The organism is Vreelandella indica, from assembly GCF_037070225.1.
Taxonomy (GTDB): domain Bacteria; phylum Pseudomonadota; class Gammaproteobacteria; order Pseudomonadales; family Halomonadaceae; genus Vreelandella; species Vreelandella arctica.
Map to the genome: position 1 here is coordinate 41,123 of NZ_JBANSO010000004.1, position 25,839 is coordinate 66,961.

The 25,839-nt window shown below is 55.9% G+C and carries 25 protein-coding genes, 1 CRISPR repeat array and 1 riboswitch (1 of these 27 running past the window's edge); of the genes, 12 read left to right on the forward strand and 13 right to left on the reverse strand.

The genetic code is table 11. The annotated features are described in order from the left end of the window. Window positions 1-843: a CRISPR direct-repeat array (repeat unit 28 nt; unit sequence TTTCTGAGCTGCCTGGGCGGCAGCGCAC) (it extends 6,687 nt beyond the left edge of the window). Window positions 844-972: 129 nt separating this feature from the next. From cas6f to cas1f, 6 genes are all read right to left on the reverse strand, one after another. Beyond that, the gene (gene cas6f, locus V8L71_RS03690) at window positions 973-1,542 is read right to left on the reverse strand and encodes a type I-F CRISPR-associated endoribonuclease Cas6/Csy4 (protein WP_101147090.1); all 570 of its coding nucleotides are present in this window, start codon (window positions 1,540-1,542) and stop codon (window positions 973-975) included. Window positions 1,543-1,545: 3 nt separating this feature from the next. After that, window positions 1,546-2,571 (reverse strand): type I-F CRISPR-associated protein Csy3, encoded by a 1,026-nt coding sequence (gene csy3 / locus V8L71_RS03695; protein ID WP_101147091.1) that lies wholly within the window; start codon window positions 2,569-2,571, stop codon window positions 1,546-1,548. A gap of 15 nt (window positions 2,572-2,586) precedes the next feature. Beyond that, the gene (gene csy2 / locus V8L71_RS03700; protein WP_101147092.1) at window positions 2,587-3,555 is read right to left on the reverse strand and encodes a type I-F CRISPR-associated protein Csy2; all 969 of its coding nucleotides are present in this window, start codon (window positions 3,553-3,555) and stop codon (window positions 2,587-2,589) included. Then, window positions 3,548-4,930 carry a type I-F CRISPR-associated protein Csy1 gene (gene csy1, locus V8L71_RS03705; RefSeq protein WP_101147093.1) on the reverse strand — a complete coding sequence of 461 codons (1,383 nt, stop codon included), beginning with the start codon at window positions 4,928-4,930 and terminating at the stop codon, window positions 3,548-3,550. The genes csy2 and csy1 overlap by 8 nt, the downstream gene beginning before the upstream one ends. 427 nt (window positions 4,931-5,357) lie before the next feature. Further along, window positions 5,358-8,699 (reverse strand): type I-F CRISPR-associated helicase Cas3f, encoded by a 3,342-nt coding sequence (cas3f, locus tag V8L71_RS03710; RefSeq protein WP_101147094.1) that lies wholly within the window; start codon window positions 8,697-8,699, stop codon window positions 5,358-5,360. After that, window positions 8,696-9,682, reverse strand: a complete 987-nt coding sequence (cas1f, locus tag V8L71_RS03715) for a type I-F CRISPR-associated endonuclease Cas1f (protein WP_101147095.1) — start codon at window positions 9,680-9,682, stop codon at window positions 8,696-8,698. Before cas1f ends, cas3f begins: the two co-directional genes overlap by 4 nt. Window positions 9,683-9,839: 157 nt before the next feature. Here cas1f and V8L71_RS03720 point away from each other — a divergent pair, with 157 nt between their 5' ends. From V8L71_RS03720 to V8L71_RS03745, 6 genes are all read left to right on the forward strand, one after another. After that, on the forward strand, window positions 9,840-10,523 hold the full coding sequence (locus V8L71_RS03720) for a hypothetical protein (protein WP_101147096.1): 684 nt from the start codon (window positions 9,840-9,842) through the stop codon (window positions 10,521-10,523). A 331-nt stretch (window positions 10,524-10,854) separates the two neighbouring features. Beyond that, entirely contained in the window at window positions 10,855-11,589 is a 735-nt protein-coding gene (locus V8L71_RS03725; protein ID WP_101147098.1) for a metal ABC transporter ATP-binding protein, read from the forward strand. After that, window positions 11,573-12,463: a metal ABC transporter permease gene (locus V8L71_RS03730; protein ID WP_101147099.1), complete on the forward strand. Its 891-nt coding sequence runs from the start codon at window positions 11,573-11,575 to the stop codon at window positions 12,461-12,463. The genes V8L71_RS03725 and V8L71_RS03730 overlap by 17 nt, the downstream gene beginning before the upstream one ends. A 35-nt stretch (window positions 12,464-12,498) precedes the next feature. Continuing rightward, complete coding sequence (locus tag V8L71_RS03735) at window positions 12,499-13,575, forward strand: metal ABC transporter solute-binding protein, Zn/Mn family (protein WP_336273236.1); 1,077 nt, start codon at window positions 12,499-12,501, stop codon at window positions 13,573-13,575. A 170-nt stretch (window positions 13,576-13,745) separates the two neighbouring features. Further along, a complete protein-coding gene (ampC, locus tag V8L71_RS03740) occupies window positions 13,746-14,882 on the forward strand; it encodes a class C beta-lactamase (RefSeq protein WP_431313164.1) in 1,137 nt (378 codons plus the stop codon). A 156-nt stretch (window positions 14,883-15,038) separates the two neighbouring features. Further along, window positions 15,039-15,704, forward strand: coding sequence for a cupin domain-containing protein (locus V8L71_RS03745; RefSeq protein WP_101147102.1), 666 nt, complete (start codon window positions 15,039-15,041; stop codon window positions 15,702-15,704). 8 nt (window positions 15,705-15,712) lie between these two features. Here the strand turns inward: V8L71_RS03745 and V8L71_RS03750 are convergent, their stop codons facing one another. Both V8L71_RS03750 and gloA read right to left on the reverse strand, forming a co-directional pair. Then, window positions 15,713-16,081, reverse strand: a complete 369-nt coding sequence (locus tag V8L71_RS03750) for a DUF6164 family protein (RefSeq protein ID WP_101147103.1) — start codon at window positions 16,079-16,081, stop codon at window positions 15,713-15,715. Between the two features lie 9 nt (window positions 16,082-16,090). Further along, window positions 16,091-16,627: a lactoylglutathione lyase gene (gene gloA / locus V8L71_RS03755; protein WP_101147104.1), complete on the reverse strand. Its 537-nt coding sequence runs from the start codon at window positions 16,625-16,627 to the stop codon at window positions 16,091-16,093. Between the two features lie 244 nt (window positions 16,628-16,871). Between gloA and V8L71_RS03760 the strand changes: the two genes are divergently transcribed. The 6 genes from V8L71_RS03760 to V8L71_RS03785 all read left to right on the forward strand — a co-directional run bounded on the left by V8L71_RS03760 (window position 16,872) and on the right by V8L71_RS03785 (window position 21,026). Next, a complete protein-coding gene (locus V8L71_RS03760) occupies window positions 16,872-17,216 on the forward strand; it encodes a hypothetical protein (RefSeq protein ID WP_101147105.1) in 345 nt (114 codons plus the stop codon). Window positions 17,217-17,270: 54 nt separating this feature from the next. After that, window positions 17,271-17,369: riboswitch (TPP riboswitch) on the forward strand. A gap of 23 nt (window positions 17,370-17,392) precedes the next feature. Beyond that, window positions 17,393-18,202 carry a hydroxyethylthiazole kinase gene (gene thiM, locus V8L71_RS03765; protein WP_101147106.1) on the forward strand — a complete coding sequence of 270 codons (810 nt, stop codon included), beginning with the start codon at window positions 17,393-17,395 and terminating at the stop codon, window positions 18,200-18,202. Next, window positions 18,192-18,815, forward strand: a complete 624-nt coding sequence (thiE, locus tag V8L71_RS03770) for a thiamine phosphate synthase (RefSeq protein ID WP_101147107.1) — start codon at window positions 18,192-18,194, stop codon at window positions 18,813-18,815. Before thiM ends, thiE begins: the two co-directional genes overlap by 11 nt. Continuing rightward, window positions 18,812-19,732 (forward strand): LysR family transcriptional regulator, encoded by a 921-nt coding sequence (locus V8L71_RS03775; RefSeq protein WP_101147108.1) that lies wholly within the window; start codon window positions 18,812-18,814, stop codon window positions 19,730-19,732. Before thiE ends, V8L71_RS03775 begins: the two co-directional genes overlap by 4 nt. A gap of 64 nt (window positions 19,733-19,796) precedes the next feature. Further along, a complete protein-coding gene (locus tag V8L71_RS03780; protein WP_101147144.1) occupies window positions 19,797-20,231 on the forward strand; it encodes a DoxX family protein in 435 nt (144 codons plus the stop codon). Window positions 20,232-20,288: 57 nt separating this feature from the next. Continuing rightward, complete coding sequence (locus V8L71_RS03785; RefSeq protein WP_101147109.1) at window positions 20,289-21,026, forward strand: DODA-type extradiol aromatic ring-opening family dioxygenase; 738 nt, start codon at window positions 20,289-20,291, stop codon at window positions 21,024-21,026. Between the two features lie 8 nt (window positions 21,027-21,034). Here the strand turns inward: V8L71_RS03785 and V8L71_RS03790 are convergent, their stop codons facing one another. The 5 genes from V8L71_RS03790 to rpsD form a co-directional block, all read right to left on the reverse strand. Beyond that, window positions 21,035-21,910 carry a DMT family transporter gene (locus V8L71_RS03790; protein WP_232774935.1) on the reverse strand — a complete coding sequence of 292 codons (876 nt, stop codon included), beginning with the start codon at window positions 21,908-21,910 and terminating at the stop codon, window positions 21,035-21,037. Between the two features lie 131 nt (window positions 21,911-22,041). Then, on the reverse strand, window positions 22,042-23,433 hold the full coding sequence (locus tag V8L71_RS03795; RefSeq protein WP_101147146.1) for a D-alanyl-D-alanine carboxypeptidase: 1,392 nt from the start codon (window positions 23,431-23,433) through the stop codon (window positions 22,042-22,044). A gap of 262 nt (window positions 23,434-23,695) precedes the next feature. Continuing rightward, window positions 23,696-24,082, reverse strand: a complete 387-nt coding sequence (gene rplQ / locus V8L71_RS03800) for a 50S ribosomal protein L17 (protein ID WP_008959150.1) — start codon at window positions 24,080-24,082, stop codon at window positions 23,696-23,698. A 39-nt stretch (window positions 24,083-24,121) separates the two neighbouring features. Next, window positions 24,122-25,117: a DNA-directed RNA polymerase subunit alpha gene (locus tag V8L71_RS03805; protein ID WP_008959151.1), complete on the reverse strand. Its 996-nt coding sequence runs from the start codon at window positions 25,115-25,117 to the stop codon at window positions 24,122-24,124. A gap of 98 nt (window positions 25,118-25,215) precedes the next feature. Beyond that, window positions 25,216-25,836: a 30S ribosomal protein S4 gene (gene rpsD / locus V8L71_RS03810; RefSeq protein ID WP_008959152.1), complete on the reverse strand. Its 621-nt coding sequence runs from the start codon at window positions 25,834-25,836 to the stop codon at window positions 25,216-25,218. Between the last annotated feature and the right edge of the window lie 3 nt (window positions 25,837-25,839).

Sequence of the window (25,839 nt, forward strand, 5' to 3'; positions counted from 1 at the left end):
CACGACAATATCGTCACTTGGTCGCCGCGGTTACGTTTCTGAGCTGCCTGGGCGGCAGCGCACGATCTTGGCAGCCGCAAAGCAGGCTGGTTGATTTTCTGAGCTGCCTGGGCGGCAGCGCACGGGTGGTATCTCTGACTGGTTTGGCAATATGTTTTCTGAGCTGCCTGGGCGGCAGCGCACTCGCTGCGGGTTACATGCAGCTGAACGTTATTTTTCTGAGCTGCCTGGGCGGCAGCGCACCGTATCGTTGTGCTGCCCTGGGGTATCTGGTTTTTCTGAGCTGCCTGGGCGGCAGCGCACAAAACAGCCTGCCTCACTTACATGTCGCACTATTTCTGAGCTGCCTGGGCGGCAGCGCACGTCATACGCGGCTGTTTGACGATATCCTTCTTTTTCTGAGCTGCCTGGGCGGCAGCGCACACCTTTCTGGGTCAACACAGACGCATGAAGCGTTTCTGAGCTGCCTGGGCGGCAGCGCACATAGCGGCAAGAAGAGCTCAGTCCAGCAAGTTTTTCTGAGCTGCCTGGGCGGCAGCGCACACGTGTCTTTAACGCCCCATTGCGTCGTTGATTTTCTGAGCTGCCTGGGCGGCAGCGCACTATCACTCGCCTCTAACCGACACCATCTTTATTTTCTGAGCTGCCTGGGCGGCAGCGCACTCTAGTCGCCGCTGGTGGGCGGCGGACCAGCCTTTCTGAGCTGCCTGGGCGGCAGCGCACGACGCTACAGGAAATTGCTTCCAGCGTTCGACTTTCTGAGCTGCCTGGGCGGCAGCGCACGTTAGCGTAAACCTGATTCGCCAAGGCTTCCGTTTCTGAGCTGCCTGGGCGGCAGCGCACTAGAGCATACCAAAATTAATGTGCTGATTGTTAAAGAGCTTTAGCCGAAAAAAGCGGTATCACCCTTTTCAGAGCGACACCGCTAAGTGGTTGATTATTGGTGGCCAATTTTCATGCTAGAAAAAAGGGTCAAAACCAGGGCACCGTGGCGTTGGGGCTTAGGCCGTAATGGCTAAACGTGCCTTCCGTTGCAGAAGCCAACGGTTTGCTATGTTCAATAAACAGGCTAAAACGCTGCTGGGTGGAGCGGCTATTGATCTGCACAAAGGGGAGCTCAATGCGTCGTTCAGCCAACTTGGCATAAATCTTCCGCGCCTCTGCTTCTGAAATATCATGCCGTTTGGCGTAACGTTTGGCCCGGCTTTCACTGCCCGTATTAAATTGCTTACGCGCCACGTTTATATGCTGAGTATTTGCAGGTACCGCAAGCACTTCGCTCACCTGGGTGTGGTCGCGCATACCGGTTAGCCAGTCCGCTCTCATTAGCTGCTGCAAACGTGCTTGCGTGCCATGCAAGCGAAGGTGATCGCCCAGTGTGCGAGCGCGAACACCGTGCTTATAGCCTGGGAAACTGGCGCCTACATCTTCGGCATGTAAATCAAACAGCGCCCGGTGCAGCTTGTTATAAAGCGCGCCCATTAACATTGCCGGGGCAAAGTCAGGATCGGGCCTTAAACGAATGTCGATATAGTGATCCATGGTTTACCCCGCTTCGCCGAATACACCACCGCGAATCAGGGTCGCCATCACAAAGTGCTGATCTTCCTTCGTAGGCACTTGGTCCTTGATCATCCAGTTATCTAGGAGTGAATAGAAATCAGCTTTCTGCTTGGGCTGGCGGTACGCTTTACCCTGCGTGGTCACTGAGCCATACGGCTCAACGGCAATCGGCCCAAGATCATCATCGTTTTCATTGGGGTACCAGGTGTCGATGGTACGAATGGCGTTACCCAACTTTTGCGAGTGAATACCGGCAATGTTGCTGACGTGATAAAGCGTTTTGCTCTTATCACCCCGGCCCCGCTCAAGAATCAGCTCTTGTGAAGGAAACACTTCTTGGCCACTGCCCACGCGCACATAGGCCACTACCTCTAGCAGTAAGTGCTGTTCCCCCACCAACGCGGCGGCGATAACACCGGCGAGTTCTTTAAGCTCGGCGGTCTCCTCAAAGGCCCGCAACGAAAGCGACAGTGCATCAAACGTCCACTCTTTGGTGGCTTTACCCTGCGCCAATTGGCGAACGCTTACCTCGACTTGCTCAGCGCCCATGCGGTTACGCCACAGAAAGCGGCCATTAGCGAGGTTATTGGCATAGCGATGCGCCAGCTCGCCGAAGCCTTGCGCTTGTTTATACTCGGCAACTGCCTGTTCCAGCTTGGCTTGGTACTCGGCGTTATTACAGGCCGAAGGCGTTCCGGCACCCGCCAATACGCGCAGCGTAAAACGAGCAACTAAGGTGTCTGCATCGTGGGGCAGCGTGGCGACATCCACCGTTTGCAGGTTGGGATTTTCAATCGCTGCGTCTAGCTTAGCGGGGTCTTGGTCTTTGGCTTTCAGGCGGTTGGAAATGGTGCCGCGCACCGACTTTTCGCGCACTTCTACCGGCTGCCACTGCTGATTATCTTGCCGCTTTTCCCAGCTGCTGGCGTAAAGCAGGGCATCGGAAGGATCAAGCTTGCGTTCAAAGGCGAGGACGGAAGCGGTTTTAAGGGTATCGTTTTTAGCCATGATAGAGCTCCTGGTTTACTGGGCAGTGGCGCGAAGGTGGTAATCGTTATTGAGTCGGTAAAGTCCCGCTTCTTCGTCGTTATCAACGTACCAAAGCAGGTCTTCCGGTTGCTTCATGCGGTGGGGGCTGACCCACTCGCCAATGGAGTAGAGGCTTTCAACAAAGCGAAACTGAGTCTTGGCATCGCGAGCATTGGCCACTTCGCCGGGATTAAATAGATCGGAAATAGCGCCGTAACCTACAGGGATAGGCACCAGCCAGCCGCGATAGGGGCGCTGAGCCTGCCAAACGGGCTTCTCGTTGGATTCACCTTCATTTTCCAGGGCGCAGTGGTGATTGAGCCGTGAAAGATCCAGCCACGCATCCAGCAAACTGGCATCCGGGTTCTGCTGTTGCAGCGTCTGGTGGTGCTCGGCGAGGTAGTCATCGCGCAGGGTTAGCGCAAAGCCCGGCAGCCAGCGCCGTTTTAGGCGTTCGAACTGCTTTTGCCGCTTTTCTTCATCGTCATCAAGCGCGACCCATTGCGGGCGTTGCTTGTGGCTTGGCACGGCGCGGTTAGGGATGACGCTACCACCGGCAATACGCATACCTGCAACGATCTCACTGATTTGTTTGGCAATCTCATCATGCTCACTTTCTGCCGCGGCTGAATCAATCGTGAAGATCAGCGTGATATCCAGATGGATGCGCCCTTCTTCTACAATCGCTGCCGTTCCGCCAGTTTTATCCACTGGATTACGGGTGAGATGAAAACCACGGATATAGCCGCCTTCAGTGGCCTGGGCTTCAAAGTCATGGCAGATAACGCCGACGTTACCGAGCGAAACGTTGATGCCTGCTGCATAGAGTTTGCGTTCCAGGGCGTGCATCAATCCCACAAAAGCACTCATGGCAGGAAAGCCCCAGGTCATTGGGCTGGAAATCGCATTAGCGTTTTGTACCCGCAGGCGTGGTAAAACCAGGAGGTTTTTCACTTCACTCATCGTCATCACCTCCTGGCAGGTTGGTTAAGTCTTCCATTAGGTTTTCCATCCAGCGGCGGTCACGATCTAGCAGGCGTTGATGGGTGGCATCTTTTGCCAGCGTTTTCTGCCAGTGGCGAAATTCCACATCACCTAATGGGAGCTTTTCACCCAACGCAGCATTGAGCCAGTTAGCAAAGCGGTGGCGAATCTCGTCTGCCCACTCCACGCTGTTTCGTGCTTCACGAAAAGCGGCATCTTCCTCGGCACGGCCAGGATCTAACCAAAAGGCTTCTTCGGCGACCAATTCGCATTTTTCATCCGCACTCCACCCGGCAGGTAGGCTGTGCATTTGCATGGCAAACAGCGCCAGTTCATCCATCAGCATGGCGGTGTAGTCATCACGTAAATCGCGGGTGTGCATGTCGGTAGAGGGGTTGGTCTCCAGAAAGCGCTTGAGGTCTTTAACAAGGGCGCGCACTTCTGAGCGGCTGCCAAATACGCCTGGATGGGAGAAAACCGATGCTACTTTTAGCGGTGGGCGAATATCACGGACATTCCAACTGGGCGGAAGCGACGCCAACAAATAGTTGTTACCGCCCCGCTCGCTATTCAGCTGCGAGATATTTTGCGGCTTGGTGCCGCCCATTTTTTGTACGGCCAAGTTGGGGTAGCTGTGAACGGGTTGCTCAGCGTAGTTGCCCTCCCGTTTAGCTTTACGTGCCTCTTTAGCCTCTTCGCTAAAGCGGTCATGGTTAATGGTTTGAAATACGCGGTGGGCCAGCGAGGTGGCATAGAGCGGTGCTAATAGATGAAAATTCTCGGCATCACTTTCTACGTCTGCGGCATCATCACCTACCAGCCAGTAGAGCTGTTTGCCTCGGGTATGTGAGGCGTGCTCGCCACGCGGTTCGGTAATCGCCGCAAAGGCGCTGATCCACGCCTGGGCTTGTTCGGGGTTATCGCTTAACGCTTTGGCAAACTCGCTATCATTTTCTAGCGCACGCTCAAGCAGCGATTTTCCCTCGAGCTGCAGCTTCAAGAACTTATAAACATCCAAGGCTGCGGCGTTCCCCACCACATCGCCCGCAAAATTAGCGGGTAGTACATGACTGCCAACAAGGTTGTGGGTATGTAGCGATTCGGGCGGAGCGTAAAGGTTGGAGCCTTTGGCATCGGGGTGGATAGGTTTTAGCGAGTGGGTGACGACTTGCAGTTGACCAACGCGCCTTGCCGCATCGTTGATCCAGGTATCGAATTGGAACTGTTCAACCAGTGCTTGGTATTTTGGATCGTCGGGAGCTAGCTTTTCCGCCTTGGTATCGAAGCGATCTTTTAAAAAAACTTCGACTAATGTTCGGAGTTGCTGCCAACTTCCACTAGGAATGGTAGGCATTATTTATCCTTACGAATTTGGGAATCACTGAAATTCGTGCCAAAATAAGCCCCGAGGCAATACGCCTCGGGGCATCTGGCAGGCCGATCTAAAAATCGGCCTCAAAATATTATGTTTACATGATAGCCAATCATGCTCAGATTCCTCCTATCTGCTCTGACCCTGCAGATTTGGGTAACGACGATATACGAATGTGTTTCAAGCTAGCCAAGGAGGTGTGCGACCACCCCTTGGCTAAATTGATATTAGGGCACCACTCTAAAATTATCAACCAGTTTATTAATTAGTGTAATTAAAATAGAAAATGACTTTGACTGCCCGTGCCACTACCATATTTTTGTTGCCGCCCAGGCAGCTCAGAAAAGTTTCTTAATCAGAGTAACTTACGCTGCCGCCCAGGCAGCGGGCCGGTGTCTATCACCGGCCTTCATTTACTCCGCCAAAATCCCAGCACCGGGTGATATCCCCAGCGTTGGTTTCTAGCCGAGGCGGTTACCGTGCCGAAGGTGCGAGCGGCGCGATCAAGGGAGATATCCAAGTCTTCTGCCAAGTCAGCCAGGGCTGTTAAATAGTCGTTGGCTCCCCAGGGCTGAATCCGCTCGCCCTGCTCTTTTGTCAGGTCTATCCGCACCAGCAGGCTCTCCTCCACCAGAACGTAGAGCTTTTCACCTCGCCTTGCGCCATCGTCTACGCGGTGTAGTGTCCAGGTTTCTCCTCCCTCATCGGGCAGCAGCGCTAGGGTTATTTCAGGTTCGAGCTGCTTGCGAAATGGGTCACGCTGAATCAATACACCGGTTAAGTGCACCTGTGGTACGGCGTACCAACTATAGGCCCCCAGCGGTGGTGGCTTGGGCTGCTTGCCAAGCCTGATCTCTTTTTTGGTTAACGGTTCGGCGGGCTGTTCGATCATCAGTTGATGCAGCCGCTCATGCTCCAAATCGACGAGACTTTCTTTAGCGTGCAGCACTTCCCGCGCCAGCACGCGCGGGCGGGCATCTATCACCTGGTACTCATCTTTAGTTAACAGCGTGGTAAGTGAGTGGCTATTAAGTTTCCAGGCCATCTTCGTTTCGAAGCCTGGCTTATGAAAAGCGGGCTCATCCGCGCGCTCCAGGTGTTTTAGATTGGTCTCTAGCAGCAAAATATTGGCCACTTCACAGGCCTGCTCGCGGTGTCGGCGCACCCGGCCCGCTAGTTGGATAATTGAGCGCATGGAAGAAGGCTCGACAATGGCCCAGTCATAATCGTGGTCGCGGCCCACTTCGGTGACCGGCGAGCCCAGCACGATAAACAGGTGGTCGTTTTCTTCGCTGCTATCCAGCAGGCGGCGGATATCGGGCTGCTGAAACACGCGCTCGGGCTCGGCCCGTTGCAGCGTTTTATCTAACCGGCGCTCAATCTCCGAGCGCATCACCAACGGGTGGCGCGAGTGGTAAACGCAGAGGTGAATGCGCACACCTTCTGGCGCGCCCTGCTGAAACAGTGCCCTGGCCACATCCACCAAGGGGTCGATATTGGCCATGCGAATCAGACCGAAACTGACGCGCTTGCTGGTGTGGGGGTCAACGGAATGATGCTGCTGGTGCATCGCCAATGCATGTTCGCGTAGCAGCGTTGCAACTGCGGGCCTGATTTCTTCTGGCCGTTTACCCAACGCTGGCAACGCTAAAATATCGCCACTGCGTCGCACCGGGCTGGAGGCTAAGCGCTCTAGCCGGCGCTTGGCAAAAGCCTGATGTGTCGCCTTGAAGGTCTCGCTACTGGCGCAGTTTTCATGTTGGCGGTCGTGCTCGTCGAACCAGGCGCAGCAGATATCGACCGCCAAACCCGGTTCGCCTCGGTGGCGTTGAAAGGCTTCGCGACCGCTGCGGTAGGCTTCATACAACCCTTCGACCAACGCGGGCGGCAAGGTGGCCGATGAAAGCAACACCCGTGATCCCAAAAGTCCCGCCCAATTGACGAGCCGAGTAAGCGCGGGCAGGTCGTTAATATCGAAATCGTCGATTTCATCGAGGACTAAATCACTACTCATCAGGCGCAGCATTGGCACGATTTGCCGACCGCCGCGCGTGCTTTCCGTGGCGGGCACCAGGTGGTCAACGGTACATACCAAAATAGGTGCGGCGGTTAGCGCTCGGGTGCCCGGTTCATCGTTCAGTCGGCGCAGTACGGGGTGGCTATCAAAATTGCCATCAAACACCACGTGGGCGTCTTCTTCGATAAGTGCCTGTTTAGATGCCGAGCCACTGGCTTCGGCCTCTTGCTCGTAGTGCGCAAACAGAGCTTTATTGGCGCTGCCGCCTACGCGCACGGCGAGTTCATCTTCACCCAGATTCAGACGCTCACGAAGGGCTTGACCAGTTTGCAGAGTCAGCGTGCGTAACCCCAGCGCAATGCTAAAGCGCGCGCCCTGCTGAGGGTCGGCCAGCGCGTACATAATGCGCCCATTCGCCAAGGTTTTACCGCAGCCGGTGGATGCCATATTGATGCCAAAGAAGCCCTGGCGCTGGCTGCGCGCTCTAAGCGATTGGGCCAGATCAAAGGCTTTATCCTGCCAGCGAAAGCGCGGGTGACTGCTGCGCTTACGAAAACCTTTATGGCGGGCTAAACGGGGCAAGTGGCTGTCGACGCTAGGCAGCGCACGGGCGACCGCGGCGGCGTGCTTTTCGACGCCAAGAATATGCTCATCCAATGGCTGATTGGGTTTGCCGGTTTTGCGCACGGTATTGGCAACCAGTGGATAGTTGGACTCACCACGCACTCGATGCAGTGGGTCTTCCAGGCTTGAGTAGTGGTGATCGGCCAGCATTAAACTTAGCCGCGCTAAGTGCATGACGTAGTGACTCTCCAACCAATGGCCATCTTTGTCCAGCCGCGCCTGTAAACGCGTGGCAAGCTTTGTGGCGCGTTCCCTCCAGCGTGTTGTGCTAACGGGTAACCCGCCACTAAATTGCCAGTAGGGCGCGATGCGATTTGGGTCTTGCGTCTCAGGAATTTCGTTCCACTCGGCGCTAATCGACTCAAATAACGCAGGCAGTTGCTCGGCTTGCAGGTTGATGCTTCCACCCCAGCGCCTGGGAATATCGTTATCGTACGACGGCGGCTTTAAGGGCAGCCGATGGTGACTAAGTACTAGCCAACCAAGCGCAGCGGCAAGCGGCGGCAAATGACTAAACACCGCTGAAGTAGCCTCATCCAGACCATCACGCTCTAACCCCTCCAACCAGTCCTGCTCTTGATAGTCACCTTCGGCCAGGCGCGCCAGCCAAGTGGCATCGTCGTCATTACCCACAAATGCCTGAAACAGGCGTAGCGATATCCACTCATGACGGTATAAGTTGCGGCCTTCCAGCTTGCCCTTAAGCCGTAGCTGAAAGGCGTCGCAAGCTTTTCCCAGGTCGTGCAGTAGCGCAGCTAGCGCGGTGAGCAGGAGAATATCTTCACCGCTATGCCAGTCGTTTTCATCGCGACGACGCAATATATCTCTGGCGGTGGTATTGGTTGGCACTGCGCCATTGATATTAAACCTTGAAGCATCCCCCACTACCCACATCAGTTCGCTGTGGTCGTGACCACGAATCCAGTGGCAGGCGACGGCGGTGTTTTTGCGGGCTTTTTTACGCAGCAGTTTGCGCAGTGTGTCCAGCCCGGCCTGGGTGATCGGCGTTTGCCAGGTGCGGTCGCCCCGGCGTTCGGCAAACTGATCAAGGATGCGGCGCGTTTCTTTAAGGGCGTTTTTGTTGCACTGGGAAATCAACAGCACGTTCATGCTTCGCCACCCCCCGACTCTTGCCCTAGCTCTTGGGCGACTTCCTTGAGCGTATCAATCATAAAGTCGAGGGATTCGGTGCGCGTTAAGCGCTCGATGCAGGCTTGGCGAAATTCCTGCTCTTCATCGCCGCGCATGGCGGAAATAAATGCCTGGGGCAGAATCACCGCGTCTTTTACCAAGTCGGCTACATCAAACACCAGCCCGCCCCGGCGGGTTTTACCGTGGAGTACCGCAAGCCCGTGAGGAATCCCCAGCACCCAGGTGGCGGTCGCCGCCAGGCCGTAAGCAAGGTAGTTGCCGTGATCAAGAAATCGGTTGGCAGGGTCAGTGCCCGAGCCGCGTTTGGCACGGGTGAAGTCCCCGTAATCAACGGCATTCACCGCCAGCTTGAACAGCGTTTTGGTTAAACGTGCTTCTAGGGTCAGCAGGTCAACGGTGCTGGGGGCTTGGGTAATCGCTTCGCGATGATGGGCAAGGGCACTCTGCAGGTGATCAGTGGATATACCAAAGCCTGCATCTTTCATAACACGGCTGGTCCACAGCGCTTCGATACGGGCAAGTCGCGCCTGCTGAAACGCCCGGGCGGCATCCAGGCGCTTTACATCATCGAACCAAAAGCGCACCCAGTATTGCAGGTACTCCGTGGGCCGGTACTCGCTTTGCGGGGTCAGCCAGGCGACATCTACATCGACCTCATTGGCAGCAAATAATGGCGTACCGCCGCCGCCGCAGAACCCAACTAATACGCCTGCCTTGGCAAGCTCGCGCATGGCTGCCTGGGTAATCGAGGTGCCGGTGCCCAGCAGTATCGAGGTGGTGTTGGCAATGGGGATATTCCAATAGCGGGATTTGCTGCCTTCATCGGTGACGTACTCTACGCGGCCACCATTCACCAACACTCGACAATGCTGAAGGTAATAGAGGTTAGCGCGCTTGGAATGAAGAATGGTTTTTAGGTCATTGGGCGAAAAGTCATCCATGCGGCGCTCCTGGTTATCGTCTCTCCTCATCTAATCATTCTTTATGAGCAAACACCATGAATCTTAGTCATACTTCGCTTCGTGTTATTCCACGCTAGCCAGCCGCGAACGCCGTGCTACGCTTAGCGCTATTGATCCCGTTAATAGGCACTTCCTTATGCATGCTTTTCGTCTTCTCTCCGCGCTGGTTACGACGCTGGTGATTGCCCTACCTGTCTCTTTGCAGGCCCACGCACAAACCCAGGCTCAAACCGGCGGGCAGTGGAGTGAGTACGATGATGTGTTTGAGGATGGCGCGCGCCATGCGCATGTTTGGCAGTGGGGCTGGACAGGCATTTACGGCACTAGCCTGGCAGTGAATGCGTACCAGTCGAGTGAGGCAAACGACGCGGATGACCGTTTTGATGCGCGAGTGGGGGTGGTGAAATCTGCGCTGGCGCTGGGCGGTATGCTGACCGACCGCCAGCCGCACCCGGCGGCGTTGGCCGAATATGAGCGTTTGAAAGCCAGCGGCGAGCTAAGCGGTGTGCAGGCGTTGGGGTTACAGCTTTCCCAGGCGGAACGTGAGCGGCGCGGCTGGGGCGCTCGCGTGGGCTCATTGGTGGTTAATGGTGTGGCGGGGGCGGTAATTGCTGCCGATGGTCGTGAAAGCGATGGCGCCATCAACTTCGCGACGGGCATGCTGGTCAACGAGCTACAGATTTGGACACAGCCGAATCAGGCGACCTCTGCGATTAATCGCTTCCAACCCGCTAATCTATCGCTGGGTCCGATGACTATTCCTGGTGAATATGCACTCCATGTAGGGCCACAGCAGCTTGGTGCTACCTGGCGCTACTAGGTTTTTACGCCAACTGCCTGCGCCAATCTCCCCCACTTATTTGTGACTCTAAAAAGCGCTGTCGGCAGTTTTCGGCTAGCGCTTTTTCGTTGTCAGCGCGGCATTAACGCGTAAAATATTCAGCAATTTTTTGGCTTTTCCAAATGTTATGTTATAACCTATTTGAAATTACACGAGGCCGCCTGATGAGTGAGCATACGCACCGCCATAACAAGGAAGGTCCTTGTCACTTCTCCTTGATGTCATTATCGGCTGTTAAACGGCTGTTGTTTGTCACCGTGCCGTTGTTGGTGCTTTGGTGTTTGGTGGTTTGGGCTGGTGGGTGGCTAGGATGAGTCAGCGCTCTTTATCACGCTGTCAGTTGCATAATCTGCATTTGGCTCAAGCGCGCCGCACGGTGCTTGAACACCTTGAGGGCGACTTTCAACCGGGCGCCATTACCGCGCTGATCGGCGCTAACGGGGCCGGTAAAAGCACGCTGATTCAGGCGATTATGGGTGAACTGCGGCCGATTAACGGTGAAGTGGTTTGTACGGTACCCAAAGAGCGCCGGGCGTGGCTGCCCCAACAGTTGGCGTTAGACCTGACCTTCCCGATGAGTGTGGAAGAGCTGGTGATGACTGGCAGTTGGCCCAGCCACGGCGCGTTAACCGGCTACTGTGCAGCGCACTATCGCAAGGGTCGCGAGATCATGGCGCGGCTGGGGATCTCGCACTTGGCCCACCGCCCCTTGGGCGAGCTTTCCGGTGGTCAGCGCCAGCGCGCACTGATCGGCCGCACACTGATGCAGGAAGCCGAACTGCTGCTGCTTGATGAGCCGTTTGCCAACGTGGATAGCGAGACCGTGGATATTTTGATCCGCATCCTGCGCCAGATGGCGGACGACGGCGCGACGATTATTGTCGTGCTCCACGATATGGATCACCTGCAACGCTTGGCCGATGAAGTGTTGATGCTAAACGGCGGCCATGGCCGTTGGGTCGCGCCGAGTGCGCTTACTGATCACCATTCACCCGCGCAAGTGGTGCCGTTTACTCTCGGAGGTCGTCATGCTGGATCTGCTTAATGCGTGGCTGATCAGCCCCTTCGATTACGGCTTTATGCGCCGTGCGGTGGTGGGTGGTTTGGCGCTTTCGCTGGCCGCCCCGCCGCTGGGAGTGTTTTTGGTGCTGCGCGGCATGAGCCTGATTGGTGACGCCATGGCCCACGCCATTCTGCCGGGCGTTGCGCTGGGGTTCCTGCTGGCAGGGTTTTCGCTGCCGATCATGAGCATTGGCGGGGTACTGTTTGGCTTAATGGTCGCGCTGCTGGCAGGGGCGGTCTCAAAAATGGGCGGCCAGCGCGAAGATGCCGCCATGGCGAGCTTCTTTATCATTTCGCTGGCCGCCGGTGTCATGCTGATTTCGATTGGCGGCAGCAGTGTAGATCTTACCCATGTGCTGTTTGGCTCGATTCTGGCAATCAACTCCACCGCGCTACTACTGATTGCAGGCATCAGCACGCTGATTGTGGTGACGCTGGCCATCGTGTTTCGCGCATTAGTGGTGGAGTGTTTAGACCCGCTGTTCTTACGCGGCCAAAGCCGCCGTAGCGGTTGGGTGCACAGCGTGTTTTTGGGGCTACTGGTGCTGAACTTAACCGCCGGCTTTCAAACCCTGGGCACGCTAATGGCGGTGGGCTTGATGATGCTGCCTGCTACCTCCGCACGCTTTTGGAGTAAACGGCTTGAGGGGTTGATCGGCATCGCGATTGTACTGGCCATGGTGGCGAGTACTGGCGGCCTGCTGCTCTCTTTCCATCTGGATATTCCTTCTGGCCCGAGCATTATTCTGCTGGCCGGGGCGGGGTATCTGTTTTCGGCCCTGTTTGGTCGCTATCACAGCTTGGCAGCCAAGCTGCGGCGTAAGACAACGCCATTGGCCGTGGAGCAAGGGTCTTAATCGTCCCTATTTATACTTATCGTAAGGAGTGTTGCATGTCGCTTTCCTATTTATCCTATCGGCCGTCGCGCTGGTTAGTGGGTGTTTCCGCCCTGCTGGCGCTGCCTGCCGCTATCGCTGATGAACGCGTTCAGGTGGTGACCAGTTTCTCGATACTGGCGGATATGGTGGAAAACGTAGGCGGCGAGCATGTTGAGGTGACCTCGCTGGTGGCTGCCGACGGCGATGCCCACGTCTACTCCCCCAGCCCCGGAGACGCCCGCTCTCTAGCGAACGCGGATTTGGTGGTGTTCAACGGTCTGCTGTTTGAGGGCTGGATGGAGCGTTTGATTAGCGCCAGCGATTATTCAGGTGCACTGGTCACCGCAACGGATGGCGTTGAACCACTCTCTTTAGCTGAGCATGAAGACCATGACGAGCACGGCCATGAGGAGCATGGGCATGACCAGCACGCTCACGAAGAGCAGGATCATGAAGAACATGGGCATGACGACCACGCCGATCACGACCATGGTAATGAAGACCCGCACGCTTGGCAGGATATGCAGCAAGCCGAGGTGTATGTCGCCAATATTCGTGACGGTTTAATCGCCGCGGATGCCGATAACGCCGATGCTTACCGCGCCAATGCGGAGCAGTATTTACAGGAAATGGCCGAGGTAGACGCCGAGATTCGTGCGCTAATTGATGAGATTCCGGCTTCCACCAGCGTGATTACCGGGCATGACTCCTTTGGCTACTTTTCCAGCGCTTACGGGGTGAACTTTCTCTCTCCGGTGGGGCTTTCGACCGAAGCTGACCCCAGTGGCGCCAGCATGGCCGCGCTAGTGGATGTGATTGCGCAGGAGAACGTACAGGCGCTGTTTCATGAGAACATGACCAATCAGTCGATCATCAACCAGCTCGCCGAAGAGACCGGCCTGCCGATCGCCGGTACGCTTTACGCCGATGCATTGACCGCAGAAGGCGAAGCCAGCACTTACCTGGGCATGATGCGCCACAATGCCCGTGTGCTGCATGATGCGTTAGCAGAGCCCGGATATATAAAGCCCGGTCATGACGATCATGAGCGTGACCACGATGACCATGACCACAGTGAGCATAATCACTAAGCCGATAGGGTTATAAACGCTGCTCACGTCGTGATAGATATGAGCAGCCATATCACCAATCATCTTTATCACGCTCTTTGCGGCTGGCCATACCCCTAACTTACTTGCCGCACCCACTACCACAGGATCTTGGTATGCGTAAGTTAGTAGCGGTAACAACCTCCTTTCTCATGACCAACTCACTCCTGCTCGGCAGCGCTGCCTGGGCGCTTGAAACAGCCGATAGCGACGCAGTTGAAGCGCTGGTGAACGAGACTATCGCCCCACTGATGGATGAGCACCGCATCCCGGGCATGGCGGTCGCGCTGAGCATCAACGGCCAGCAGCACTACTTTAATTATGGCCTCGCCAATCAAGAAGCGGGGATTCCGGTCGCCGATGAGACGCTGTTCGAGCTGGGCTCCATCAGTAAGATTTTCACTGCGGCGTTAACAGGCTACGCGCAGGCCAGCGGTGCGCTTTCGCTTTCCGACGCGGCCAGCGAGCACCTGCCTGCCCTTGAAGGCAGTGCCTTCGATGAGATCACATTGCTGGAATTGGGCACTTACACCGCGGGTGAACTGCCGCTGCAGTTTCCCGAGGCGGTTAACAACGAAGCGGCAATGGTCGACTACTATCGCCAGTGGCAGCCTGAATCCACGCCTGGCAGTCATCGGCTCTACTCCAACCCGAGCATAGGGCTGATGGGGTATTTAACCGCCCAACGTCTCGGAAAGCGTTATGCAGCATTGATGGAGGAACATCTCTTCTCACCGTTAGGGCTTGACCACAGTTTTTACCAAGTGCCTGAAGCACAGCAGGCGCACTACGCTTACGGTTACTCGAAAGAAGATGAGCCGATTCGGGTGAACCCCGGCGTATTGGATGCTCAGGCTTACGGCTTGAAATCAACTGCTGCAGATGTGCTCACTTTTGTGGAAGCCCACATGAATGACTCAGCGCTGGAAGCCCCCCTACGCCAAGCCCTGACGGCCACGCGCACGGGGTACTTTGAGGTCGGCAATATGACCCAGGGGCTGGGCTGGGAAAGCTACGCCTACCCAGTAACGCTTGAGCAGCTGCTGGCAGGTAACTCACTTGAGATGATATTAGAGCCCAACCCTGCCAACCGCTTAACGCCCCCTTTAGCCCCTCGGCAAGAGGCGCTTTATAACAAGACCGGCTCAACCAACGGCTTTGGCGGCTATGTGGCTTTTGTGCCCAGCGAGCAGATCGGCATTGTGATGCTGGCTAACCGTAACTACCCCAATGGTGCCCGCATAGAAGCAGCGCACCAACTGCTTACCGCACTGGCAGAAGCCCACTGAGTCTCTCTCGCTTAAAACAGTCTAATGCCGCCGTTGGCGGCATTTTTTATGGCATCATCGCTAAGATCAAACAACCTAAAGTTGCATTTTTCGCTGTCAATAAGGAGACTATTACTCCTCCCCGATACTTACCTTCACTGCGAAGAGCCCTTTCCCATGCGTCTAAACGCCGATTTTAGCCACTTTGCCTGTGTTACCCCGGAAGAGTATCAGTGGGTCGATTCCCCCAGTGCGGGGGTCGAGCGCATGATGTTTGACCGAATTGGTGATGAAGTTGCCCGTGCCACCAGTCTTGTTCGCTACGCGCCTAATACGCAATTTGAGCGGCATACCCACGGCGGCGGCGAAGAGATCCTGGTGTTGGAAGGCGTGTTCGCCGATGAGCATGGGCGCTACCCAGCCGGCAGCTACTTACGAAACCCCATCGGTACCGGCCACACGCCACAGATTGGCGAGGAAGGCGCGCTGATTTTTGTCAAACTGCACCAGTTTGACCCCAACGACACGCTCCAGCTGGCGGTACCTGCGCATCGGCTTCCCTGGCAGCCGGATCGTCGCCCGCGCATTGCCTACAAGATGCTGCACACCTACAAGCAGGAGCGCACCAGCCTGGAACGGTGGTCGGCGGGCACCTCCATCACTTACCCCACGCTGCTGGGCGGCCTGGAGTTTTTGATTCTTGAAGGCAGCCTAAGCGATAGCGAGCATAGCTACACGGCGGGCACCTGGTGTCGCTACCCCAGCGGCGCAGCCCCTGCACTCACCGCCGGTGAAAATGGCGTGATGATGTACCTCAAACGCGGTCATCTGCCGCCCGCATAGCTTAGTGCTTAGCTTCGTGATAAGCCCAGAAACGGCAGCAGCGTAAGAGCCGCAATAAGCCCCACGGCTAACAGCACCAGCACCACCTGCAGCGGGTGAGCGGCCAAGCGATGCCACAATGTTTCCGCGTCGCCCCGCTCAACCGCTGCTTGATGCTCACGCTGGACGCGGTCAAGGCGCTCCGCCTGATAGGCGTCTAGCGCGGCGATAGCCGCATCATGCTGATGTGGATTACGTAGCCAGATAGCATCGACCCCCAGGCGGAAAAAGCCCGCCTGGGTTTCATAGGTATCAAAGCCATGGTCGGCCAACAGGTCACGCACTTCCATGGCCTCTTCGTCGGTAACGTGGCGCAGCCGGAACAGTAGTTCAGCCATTGGCGTGCCTCATGCGTCGCTTTTACCCGCCATCAGGTCTGCCTGAATTACTTCGATCCAGTAGCCATCCGGGTCCTTAACGAAGATAACATCCTTCATTTTGCCCTGATCAGCGCGTTTTACGAAGGTGACGTCGTGCTCGTCAAACCATGCCTGTGCCGCTGCCAAATCCGGCACGTTAAAGCAGATGTGCCCAAAGCCCTGGGGCTCGGCATTGCCATCGTGATAGGCGAAATCTTCCTGGTTTTCAGTCCCCCAGTTGTGGGTCAATTCCAACAGCCCCTTCTGGCTAAACGTCCATACGGTACGCGCGTCAGTCTCTTCCGGCACGCTGTCGCTCGGCTCCACGTTGGCTAAAAAGTAGAGCGAGAACTGCATCTCCTCGAAATCCAGCCGCCGCAGTACCTGCATGCCAAACACTTTTGAGTAGAACGCCAGCGCCCGCTCGGGGTCTTTGACCCGCAGCATGGTGTGGTTTAAACGGAATCCTTGGGTTTGAGGCGGTGTATCGACGACACCAGGATGCTGCTCACCTTGAAAACTCATCACGCTCTCCTGTCGCTAATACTGTTCATTGACTCTATTGAGCCTCACATACCGCTTACCATGGGGGCTTTATTGCCAGAATGCTAGCCCTTACAAGCACGTAGGCAGTGTCGTATCGGGGCACCGGTAAGCGCACTAGCAATCCTAAACAAAAACCCTACACTTATTATCCATAAGATTTACAAAAGAAGTTCCCGCCACATGATCGATGCCCCTGATTGAGGGCGTCCTTCAGGAGGTTTTTATGACTGCGATTGATATGACGCTGGGTGATCACTTAACCCTCAAGCAACTTTCCAATGCGCTTCACAACGGCTTTTCGCCCATTGTTGAAGTGGAGTCGATGGATGGGATTTACAGAGTGCGCTTTCATCACGCTAACGGCGTGTCTGACCTCAGTGATAACAAAGGGCACGTCAGTACTTTTCTCGGCACGGGTGAAATCCGCGATACCTTAGGCCAACTTGGCTTGACCCACGGCGTGCTGACCTTCGCTGACCAGTGCGGTGACGAAATGATTGGGATAGAGGGGAAAGCCATAACGCCTGACGAGATGCTCACCTACGGCACGCGTATTTCGTTTCGTTAGATTGCCATCGTCTGTATCCAGGGGTTTACAGGGCTACTCCAGGCAAGGATAGTAAGCGCTCGACAGGGGCGCCCTCCGTTACGGTTGGGCTGAGACGCACCCTTTGAACCTGAACCGGATAACACCGGCGTAGGGAGTCATGGTACCGCTTACCACCTCCCCGCCGGGAGGATGCTATGACCCTACCTCCGCTTGGCGATTACCTTGCAACGCTGCGCGCAGTGACACCGTTAGTCCATTGCATGACCAATTATGTCGCCATGAACAGCACGGCCAACCTGTTGCTAGCCACGGGCGCGTCACCCGCAATGCTGCATGCTCCAGAGGAAGTGGCAGAGTTCACCGCTATTTCTGCCGGGCTGTCGATCAACATTGGTACCATCTCTGCCCACTGGGCGGACGCGATGTTGACCGCAGCGGCCACCGCCAGCCAGCACTCGATTCCCTGGGTATTAGATCCTGTCGCCGTTGGCGCGACCCGCTATCGACAATCGCTGTGCACGCGGTTACTCGCGTTAAAGCCTAGCGTGATTCGTGGCAATGCCTCTGAAATTCTGGCGCTTAATGGGTTAGCCAACCAAGGCCGCGGCGTGGACTCGACAGCTGCCGCCGACCAAGCCATAGACGCAGCGATAGCGCTAGCGCAAAAACATGGCTGCGTTGTCGCGATGACCGGTGAAAGCGACTGGGTGACGAATGGCACACAGCACTATCGTATTAACGGTGGCCACCCCTTAATGCCCCGTGTCACAACGTTAGGCTGCGGCCTTAGCGCACTGGTCACCGCCTTTGTTGCGGCCAACCGTGAAGCCCCGCTGGAAGCCACCGCCGCGGCGCTAGGCTGCTTTGCCGTCGCTGGCGAGCGGGCGGGCAGTACTGCTCAGGGCCCAGGCAGTTTCCAAGTCGCTCTGCTGGATGCGCTTTATCAACTTACCCCTGACGACCTCTCTGCTCATACTCAGTTGGAGTCACTCCATGCCGTATGATCTATCGCTTTATTTGGTGACCGACACTGCGCTTTGCGACGATTATGGCCTAGAGCAGACGGTTGAAGCAGCGGTAAGAGGTGGTGTGACCATCGTGCAGCTACGCGATAAGCATGCCAGCGATGAACAGATGGTTACTCAGGCCAAGCGGCTAAAAGCACTGCTGGCAGGCACCGGGGTGCCGCTCATCATTAACGACCGTTTACAGGTAGCGCTAGAGAGTCAGGCAGATGGCCTGCATGTCGGTCAGAGCGATGCCGCTGTTCAGGAAGCACGCCGAGCGCTAGGTGAACAGGCGATTATTGGCCTGTCGATCAATACCCTCGCTCAGCTCCAAGCGGCGCCCATGGCGTTAATTGATTACGTTGGCATTGGGCCCGTGTTTGCAACAGTGAGCAAACAGGACCACGCCCAGCCTATCGGCTTTGGCGGCTTGGCTTCGCTGGTCAAAGCGTGCCCACTGCCCAGCGTGGCGATTGGTGGGTTGAAAGCTGAGCATGCCATTAGTGTGCAGCGGGCGGGAGCGAACGGATTAGCGGTGATTTCAGCCATTTGCGGCCAACCCGATCCTTTCCAGGCGGCACGCGCCTTTCAGGTCGCTGCTGCGTCATGAACCAAATAGAGCATATCGTTGCTTTCGTGCGAGTCGCCGAGCTGGGTAGCTATACCCGGGCAGCTGAAGCACTCGATATTTCGCGTACCCGCGTGTCGCGTCAGGTCATGGCACTGGAGAAGGCACTCGGGGCGCGACTGATACAGCGCACTACGCGTCGCCTGCATCTCACGGAAGCAGGAGAGCGCTATTTAATGCGCGCCCAGGGTGTGCTGCAAGCGCTCGATGAAGCCGCTGCTGAAGTTGGCCAAGGTACCAGCGATGTGCGCGGCCGTTTACGCGTAAATGGGCCCATGAGTTTTGGTACCCGCTACTTAACGCCACTCGTCACCCAGTTTATGCTTACCCACCCGGCGCTTGACGTGCGCCTGGACCTTAATGACCGTCGCGTTGATCTACTTGAAGAGGGTTATGACGTGGCGATCCGTATCGGCAGCCTGCCCGACTCCAGCCTGGTGGCACGCCGCCTGACCCGCTGCCGTTTGCTGTTTTGTGCCTCCCCTGAGTATCTTGCCACCCACGGCGAACCCGTTAGCGTTAACGACCTTAATGAGCACCGCTGCCTGCGATATCGTAGTGGCCAGCAGAGCGCTGACTGGCAAATTGCTACGCAGTCTTTGACGGTTAATGGCCCACTGGAGAGCAATAATGGTGATGTACTGACCCAGGCTGCTGAAGCGGGCTTAGGCATCGCACAACAGCCCAGTTTTCTGGTCACGGAGAGTATTGTCAGCGGGCGGTTAGTGCCGATTTTAACCGACGAGCCCGCGGTGCGGCTCGACGTTCACGCGCTCTACCCTGCCCGGCGGTATCTGCCCGCCAAGGTGGAGCGCTTTATCGATCTGCTTACCGAGGCGTGGGGAGATCCACCTATTTGGGAACAGGCGATTGGATTATCGCCTATTACGCAACAGTGATGTGCATAACGCGCTGATTATCTCACCCTGGCCTAGCTGTAAAGTAGCTCCATCAACCACACAGATGGAAGCTCCTCAAATGACGACTCAATCATCACTTACGGCCACTCCCTCTCTACAGCCTTATGCTATTACGCTTCTGCGCATCAGCCTCGGCGTTATGGCCCTCGCTCACGGTTTGCTCAAAGTGTTGGTATTTACCGTACCGGGTACGGTCGGCTATTTTGAGTCACTGGGTTTGCCGGGGGTCTTAGCCTACTTAACCATTGCTGCTGAAGTGGGCGGTGGGATAGCCCTTCTGCTCGGCGTATACACTCGCTGGGTAAGCCTAGCACTGGTACCGGTACTGCTGGGTGCCGCTTGGGTACACTTGGGTAACGGTTGGATGTTCTCGAATGCTGGTGGCGGTTGGGAATTCCCGGTGTTTTGGACGCTGGCCCTCATTACTCAAGCGGGTTTAGGAAGTGGTCACTGGGTGTTAAACCGTCGCTTCGCCTAACCTCATCACCGGCGCTTGCTCCACCGCAAGCGCCGGTACTACCGTGGAGATCTACCCATGTTACCTAGTCTATTTATTTCCCATGGTTCACCCATGCTGGCGCTGAATAAAACATCTGCCCATACGTTTCTGCGTGAACTTGGCAGTCAGCTCTCGCCTAAAGCGGTGGTAGTGGTTTCGGCGCACTGGGAGAGCAGCGAGCTACAGGTCAGTAGCAGCGCCAAACCGAAGACGATTCACGATTTTGGTGGCTTTCCGCAGGCGCTTTTTGATTTGCAATATGCCGCCCCTGGCGACCCTGAACTGGCTGAACGGCTGGCCGTGTTGTTGGGCGCCAAACCGGTAGAGCGCGGCTTCGACCATGGCGTTTGGGTGCCGCTCTCGCTAATGTTTCCAGACGCTAATGTACCTGTCGTTTCATTATCGCTGCCGGTGCGCTGGAGCAGTGCGCAGCTTGCGGCACTCGGTGAACAGTTATCGGTACTTCGGGATGAGGGCATTTTGGTTATCGGCTCGGGCAGCCTGACCCATAATCTATATGAACTGATGGCGCAAGATAGCCCAATGCCCGGTTGGGTAGATGAATTTGCGCGCTGGGTACACGATCACCTGATCGCCAATGACCGTGAGGCGTTGCTAAATTGGGAGAACGCCCCTAGCGCGCGGAAGAATCACCCCACGCCAGAGCACTTTCAACCCTTGCTGGTCGCGATGGGCGCTGGCGGTAACGCCACCCAGCTACACAACAGCGTGGAACACGGCGTACTGGCGATGGACGTTTACCAGTTCGCTTAAGCGTACTGCTAGGCAGTAGGGCGGCGTTTAAGGGTGGTGCGGCGGTCGTGATACGCGACCGCTAATCCGCTGCCCATAATCAGGGCGCTGCCCACCCAGACCCAGAGGTCGGGCATTTCCCCCCAAAACCACCAGCCGAGAAGCACTGCCCAAAGCATCGCCGTGTAATCAAACGGGGCGGCAATGGCGGCTGGGGCGTACCGAAACGCCAGGGTAATAAAGGCGGTCGCCGCAACGCCGAAGATTCCAGAAGTGAAAAAACCGACCCAGTGCCAGGGCTGGGGGGGTTGCCATACCCATGGCAGCGTTAAGCCGGTTACCACGAGTGGCACAAAAGTCATATAAAACAGCATTGCCCATAAGTGTTCACGGGCGCCGTAGCGACGTGCGGTAATCATCATCAACGCATAAAAGAGCGCCGCGGCGACCAGCACCAGCGCGCCTAGCTGGAAGGCATCACCGTTAGGGCGAACCACAATCAGCACACCCACAAACCCGACTAACGAGGCGATCAGTACCGGTGGGTCGATACGCTCTCCTAGCAAGGGCACCGACAGGAGGGTGACAAATAACGGTGCCACAAAGGCGATTGCCGTCGCTTCCGCCAGGGGCAACAGCGTTAATCCCCAGACGAAACAGACCATGGTGGCGGTATAGATCAAACCACGCAGCAAATGAACGCCTGGGCGTTTCGTCCGTAGTTTGCGTAAACCACCCGCAAAATGGGCAAGCAGCGCAATCATTGGTAGCGAGACTAAAGCACGGAAAAAAATAATCTGCAGCGGCGAATGTGTCTCGCCTAACCACTTGGAAACGGCGTCTCCCAGGGCGAGAAAAAGAACCCCCATACACATGCAGAGTATGCCCTTCAGTGAGGTGGTCACCGCTCTCTCCTTAGTTGTTGTTAGCCGGTAATCGCCAGCCAATTGCTTAAAAGCAAAAACCCCGCCCAATAACGAGTGGCGGGGTGATACGCACTTGGGTCAGCGCTTGAACCAACGCCAGCTTAACCAGCTTACAAGCTGGCGTTAACGACCATACAGTCCATCCCCTGGGAGTGCAGTTCGCGACACGCTTGACGGGCGCGCTGTTCATCCAACGCCATTAAGCGAGCGCGGTAAACCGGGTTCTGGCCCTCTACGGTGTCGATAGCCACACGACCACCTAAACTTTGCGCAATACGCTGAGCCGCCTGTTGCGCCAATTGACGAGCCTGGGCCTCCTGGCTAAAGGCGCCTACCTGAACTCCCCAGCCGCCGCCTGTTTCATTGACAGACGCAAGCTGACGTTCGCGCTCAATAAAGGCCTGCAAAGGGTCGGGCTGCGGCATCTCGCTTTCAGGCGTGGGGCGCTGAACGCTGGTTATATCGGCCAACTGTTCTTCAAGGTCCACGGCGGGCGTTGAAGCGGCAGTGTTCGCGGAGGGCGAAAGCGTAGTCGTTTCTACGACGGCCAATAGCGGCTGACGTGGTTCAGGTGTTGGTGGGGAAACCGGCTGAGCGGGAGGGGCAAAGGCCATAAACTCTTGTGAAAAGGTGGTGTCGGCCACCCAGCTACGTTGATCACGTAGTGAAGCTCGCAAGAAGCTGCGGTCCAGCAAATTGGCCATATGGGTATCACGCGACTGAGATGAAAAACCGCCCATCACCACTGCCACTAATCGCCGATTACCGCGCACTGCAGTGGTCGCCACATTAAAACCAGACGCTCTAATAAATCCAGTTTTCAGCCCATCAGCGCCAGGATAATCACGCACCAGACGGTTGTGGCTGGTATGCCGTGTGCCGCGGTAGGTAAATTCCTGGAGACCGAAGTAGTGGTAGTACTGAGGGAAATCCTGCATTACGCGTACTGAGAGCGTCAACATATCCCGTGCGGTGGTGACTTGGCCGTCATCAGGCAAGCCAGAAGCATTGCGGAAGGTGGTCGCGTGCATGCCGAGCTCGCGCGCCTTGGTGGTCATCATCTGTGCAAAACGCGCTTCGCTACCGCCTAGTGCTTCGGCAACCACCGCGGCAACATCATTAGCCGAGCGAACCGCTAGCGCACGTATGGCCGTGTCGACGGGGATAGAACTACCTGCAGCAAGCCAGAGCTTGACGGCTGGCTTTGCTGCTGCAAAACGGGAAACCGGCAAGGGCTGATCTAAACGCAACGTGCCCGCTTCCAGCGCTTCAAAGGTCAAATACAGGGTCATCATTTTGGTCAGCGAAGCAGGATAACGCTGATCGTCAATATTTTCAGCGTAAAGGACTTCGCCATTATCCAAATCCACCACAATGCCTGCATAGCGTGGATTGTCGGCGTGAGCATTGGAGACCATTGCCAGCATGAGCAGCAAAACCACACTCAATGACCATACCGCTGATGCACCGCCAACGGCGATCTGTTTTACCCTCGCATACATACCTGCCCCTTGCTTGTTATCAACGTACTGTGACTGATCCATGGCCTCACTACCATGCCATATTCAAGGTGCAACGCAAGGCTTTCCCTGCTCTGCACGGCCATGCTAGGTACTTTTAATAATAAGCTGAGTATATACGGAGTTAGGCTTAGAAAAAGAGAAGTTACATACGTATCAAAAGAAGATGAATATATGCCATAAAAAAACCGACCCACTGAGGGGTCGGTTTTCGATCGCTACTAAAAAAACCTAGCGCAGAAAATTACTCTTCTGCAGCGGCTTCTTCAACAACCGGACGGTCAACTAGCTCAACGAACGCCATAGGTGCGTTGTCGCCGGTGCGGAAACCGCACTTAAGAATACGGACGTAACCGCCCGGACGCTCGGCATAACGCGGACCTAGTTCGTTGAACAGTTTGCCGACGGCTTCTTTAGAGCGCGTGCGGGCAAATGCCAAACGACGGTTTGCAACGCTATCCTGCTTAGACAAGGTGATCAGCGGCTCGATAACGCGACGCAGCTCCTTGGCTTTAGGCAGGGTTGTCTTAATGACTTCATGCTCGACCAGCGAGACAGACATGTTCTTGAACATGGCCTGACGATGCGAGCTGGTGCGATTCAGATGACGACCACTCTTACGATGACGCATGGTTGTAATTCCTTACCAAACTGGGACTCAAGTCGACGCTCACGCGGAGGCTTTGTCGTCCTTCAGGCTTGCCGGAGGCCAATTTTCCAACCGCATGCCAAGGGACAAGCCGCGAGCCGCCAATACGTCTTTGATTTCATTCAAAGATTTCTTACCGAGATTCGGTGTCTTCAACAGCTCAACTTCTGTGCGCTGGATAAGATCACCGATGTAATAAATATTCTCGGCTTTTAGGCAGTTCGCGCTGCGAACGGTCAACTCAAGATCGTCTACGGGGCGCAATAGAATTGGATCAACATGATCCTCTTCCTCTTCGACTTCCTGTTCTTTATCAGCTTCCAGGTCGACGAAGGCGGCCAGCTGCTCTTGCAGGATGGTCGCACTGCGACGGATAGCCTCTTCCGGATCCAGGGTACCGTCGGTTTCCAGATCGATAATTAGCTTATCGAGATCGGTGCGCTGCTCAACACGAGCGGCTTCAACCGAGTAGGAAACACGGCGGACAGGGCTGAAGGTGGCATCCAGCTGCAGGCGGCCAATGGCACGGGTCTCTTCATCAGAGCCACGCGCGTCAGCCGGTTCGTAGCCACGACCCAGCGCTACCTTAAGCTGAATTTTCAGCTCGGCACCTTCATTGACATGAGCAATGATGTGGTCCGGGTTGACGATTTCGACGCTATGATCAAGCGCAATGTCGCCAGCGGTGACGACGGCTGGGCCCTGCTTGTTCAGCGTGAGCACCGCCTCATCGCGGCTGTGCATCTTGATCGCAACATCTTTCAAGTTCAGGAGGATTTCAATGACATCTTCCTGCACCCCTTCGAGCGCACTGTATTCATGCTCGACGCCAGCAATTTCAGCCTCTACCACGGCACAGCCGGGCATAGACGAAAGCAGAATGCGACGCAGTGCATTCCCCAGGGTGTGACCAAAGCCACGCTCGAACGGTTCGAGCACGATTTTGGCGTGATGTGCGCTGATTTCTTCGACCTTGATGTCGCGAGGACGTAGAAACTCTGTCACTGAACGCTGCATATGAACACCTTTCAGGCTGCCAAACGGATACTTGGTACTCGGTACGACCTGGCGCGGGCGTTACACCCGCACCAGGTTGACAAGAAACAGAAAACTGCTTACTTGGAGTACAGCTCGACGATCAGGTTTTCGTTGATGTCGGCAGACAGGTCACCGCGTTCAGGCAGAGCCTTGAAAGTGCCTTCCATCTTCTTGGCGTCGATTTCGATCCAAGCGATATCGCCACGGTTGGCCGCAATGGACAACGCGCTTTGAATACGTGCTTGGTTTTTCGCCTTTTCGCGAATGGAAACAACGTCACCCGGCTTCACTTGATAGGAAGCTACGTTAACGGTGCGGCCGTTCACGGAAATCGCCTTGTGGCTGACCAGCTGACGCGCTTCAGAGCGAGTCGAGCCGAAGCCCATGCGGTAGACGACATTATCCAGTCGGGATTCGAGCAACTGCAACAATACTTCACCAGTCGCGCCTTTCAGGCGAGCGGCTTCTTTGTAGTAGTTACGGAACTGTTTTTCGAGTACGCCATACATGCGACGTACTTTTTGCTTCTCGCGAAGCTGCAAGCCGTAGTCTGAAAGACGTTGACGACGCTGGCCGTGTACACCCGGGATTTGCTCGGATTTACACTTTTTCTCGAAGGGAGTCACACCACTCTTCAAAAAGAGGTCGGTGCCTTCACGACGAGACAGTTTGCACTTCGGTCCAATATAACGAGCCATGAA

Excerpts from the sequence above, each read along its gene's own strand:
- thiE (WP_101147107.1), top strand. The coding sequence starts at position 18,192 with ATGCCGTATGATCTATCGCTTTATTTGGTGACCGACACTGCGCTTTGC.
- csy2 (WP_101147092.1), bottom strand. The coding sequence starts at position 3,555 with ATGAGTGAAGTGAAAAACCTCCTGGTTTTACCACGCCTGCGGGTACAA.
- csy3 (WP_101147091.1), bottom strand. The coding sequence starts at position 2,571 with ATGGCTAAAAACGATACCCTTAAAACCGCTTCCGTCCTCGCCTTTGAA.
- cas6f (WP_101147090.1), bottom strand. The coding sequence starts at position 1,542 with ATGGATCACTATATCGACATTCGTTTAAGGCCCGATCCTGACTTTGCC.
- V8L71_RS03805 (WP_008959151.1), bottom strand. The coding sequence starts at position 25,117 with ATGCAGCGTTCAGTGACAGAGTTTCTACGTCCTCGCGACATCAAGGTC.
- V8L71_RS03735 (WP_336273236.1), top strand. The coding sequence starts at position 12,499 with ATGTCGCTTTCCTATTTATCCTATCGGCCGTCGCGCTGGTTAGTGGGT.
- V8L71_RS03795 (WP_101147146.1), bottom strand. The coding sequence starts at position 23,433 with ATGTATGCGAGGGTAAAACAGATCGCCGTTGGCGGTGCATCAGCGGTA.
- V8L71_RS03720 (WP_101147096.1), top strand. The coding sequence starts at position 9,840 with ATGCATGCTTTTCGTCTTCTCTCCGCGCTGGTTACGACGCTGGTGATT.
- rpsD (WP_008959152.1), bottom strand. The coding sequence starts at position 25,836 with ATGGCTCGTTATATTGGACCGAAGTGCAAACTGTCTCGTCGTGAAGGC.
- V8L71_RS03750 (WP_101147103.1), bottom strand. The coding sequence starts at position 16,081 with ATGGCTGAACTACTGTTCCGGCTGCGCCACGTTACCGACGAAGAGGCC.
- cas1f (WP_101147095.1), bottom strand. The coding sequence starts at position 9,682 with ATGGATGACTTTTCGCCCAATGACCTAAAAACCATTCTTCATTCCAAG.
- V8L71_RS03745 (WP_101147102.1), top strand. The coding sequence starts at position 15,039 with ATGCGTCTAAACGCCGATTTTAGCCACTTTGCCTGTGTTACCCCGGAA.
- gloA (WP_101147104.1), bottom strand. The coding sequence starts at position 16,627 with ATGAGTTTTCAAGGTGAGCAGCATCCTGGTGTCGTCGATACACCGCCT.
- thiM (WP_101147106.1), top strand. The coding sequence starts at position 17,393 with ATGACCCTACCTCCGCTTGGCGATTACCTTGCAACGCTGCGCGCAGTG.
- V8L71_RS03725 (WP_101147098.1), top strand. The coding sequence starts at position 10,855 with ATGAGTCAGCGCTCTTTATCACGCTGTCAGTTGCATAATCTGCATTTG.
- V8L71_RS03785 (WP_101147109.1), top strand. The coding sequence starts at position 20,289 with ATGTTACCTAGTCTATTTATTTCCCATGGTTCACCCATGCTGGCGCTG.
- V8L71_RS03775 (WP_101147108.1), top strand. The coding sequence starts at position 18,812 with ATGAACCAAATAGAGCATATCGTTGCTTTCGTGCGAGTCGCCGAGCTG.
- ampC (WP_431313164.1), top strand. The coding sequence starts at position 13,746 with ATGACCAACTCACTCCTGCTCGGCAGCGCTGCCTGGGCGCTTGAAACA.
- V8L71_RS03780 (WP_101147144.1), top strand. The coding sequence starts at position 19,797 with ATGGAAGCTCCTCAAATGACGACTCAATCATCACTTACGGCCACTCCC.
- V8L71_RS03730 (WP_101147099.1), top strand. The coding sequence starts at position 11,573 with ATGCTGGATCTGCTTAATGCGTGGCTGATCAGCCCCTTCGATTACGGC.
- cas3f (WP_101147094.1), bottom strand. The coding sequence starts at position 8,699 with ATGAACGTGCTGTTGATTTCCCAGTGCAACAAAAACGCCCTTAAAGAA.
- rplQ (WP_008959150.1), bottom strand. The coding sequence starts at position 24,082 with ATGCGTCATCGTAAGAGTGGTCGTCATCTGAATCGCACCAGCTCGCAT.
- csy1 (WP_101147093.1), bottom strand. The coding sequence starts at position 4,930 with ATGCCTACCATTCCTAGTGGAAGTTGGCAGCAACTCCGAACATTAGTC.
- V8L71_RS03760 (WP_101147105.1), top strand. The coding sequence starts at position 16,872 with ATGACTGCGATTGATATGACGCTGGGTGATCACTTAACCCTCAAGCAA.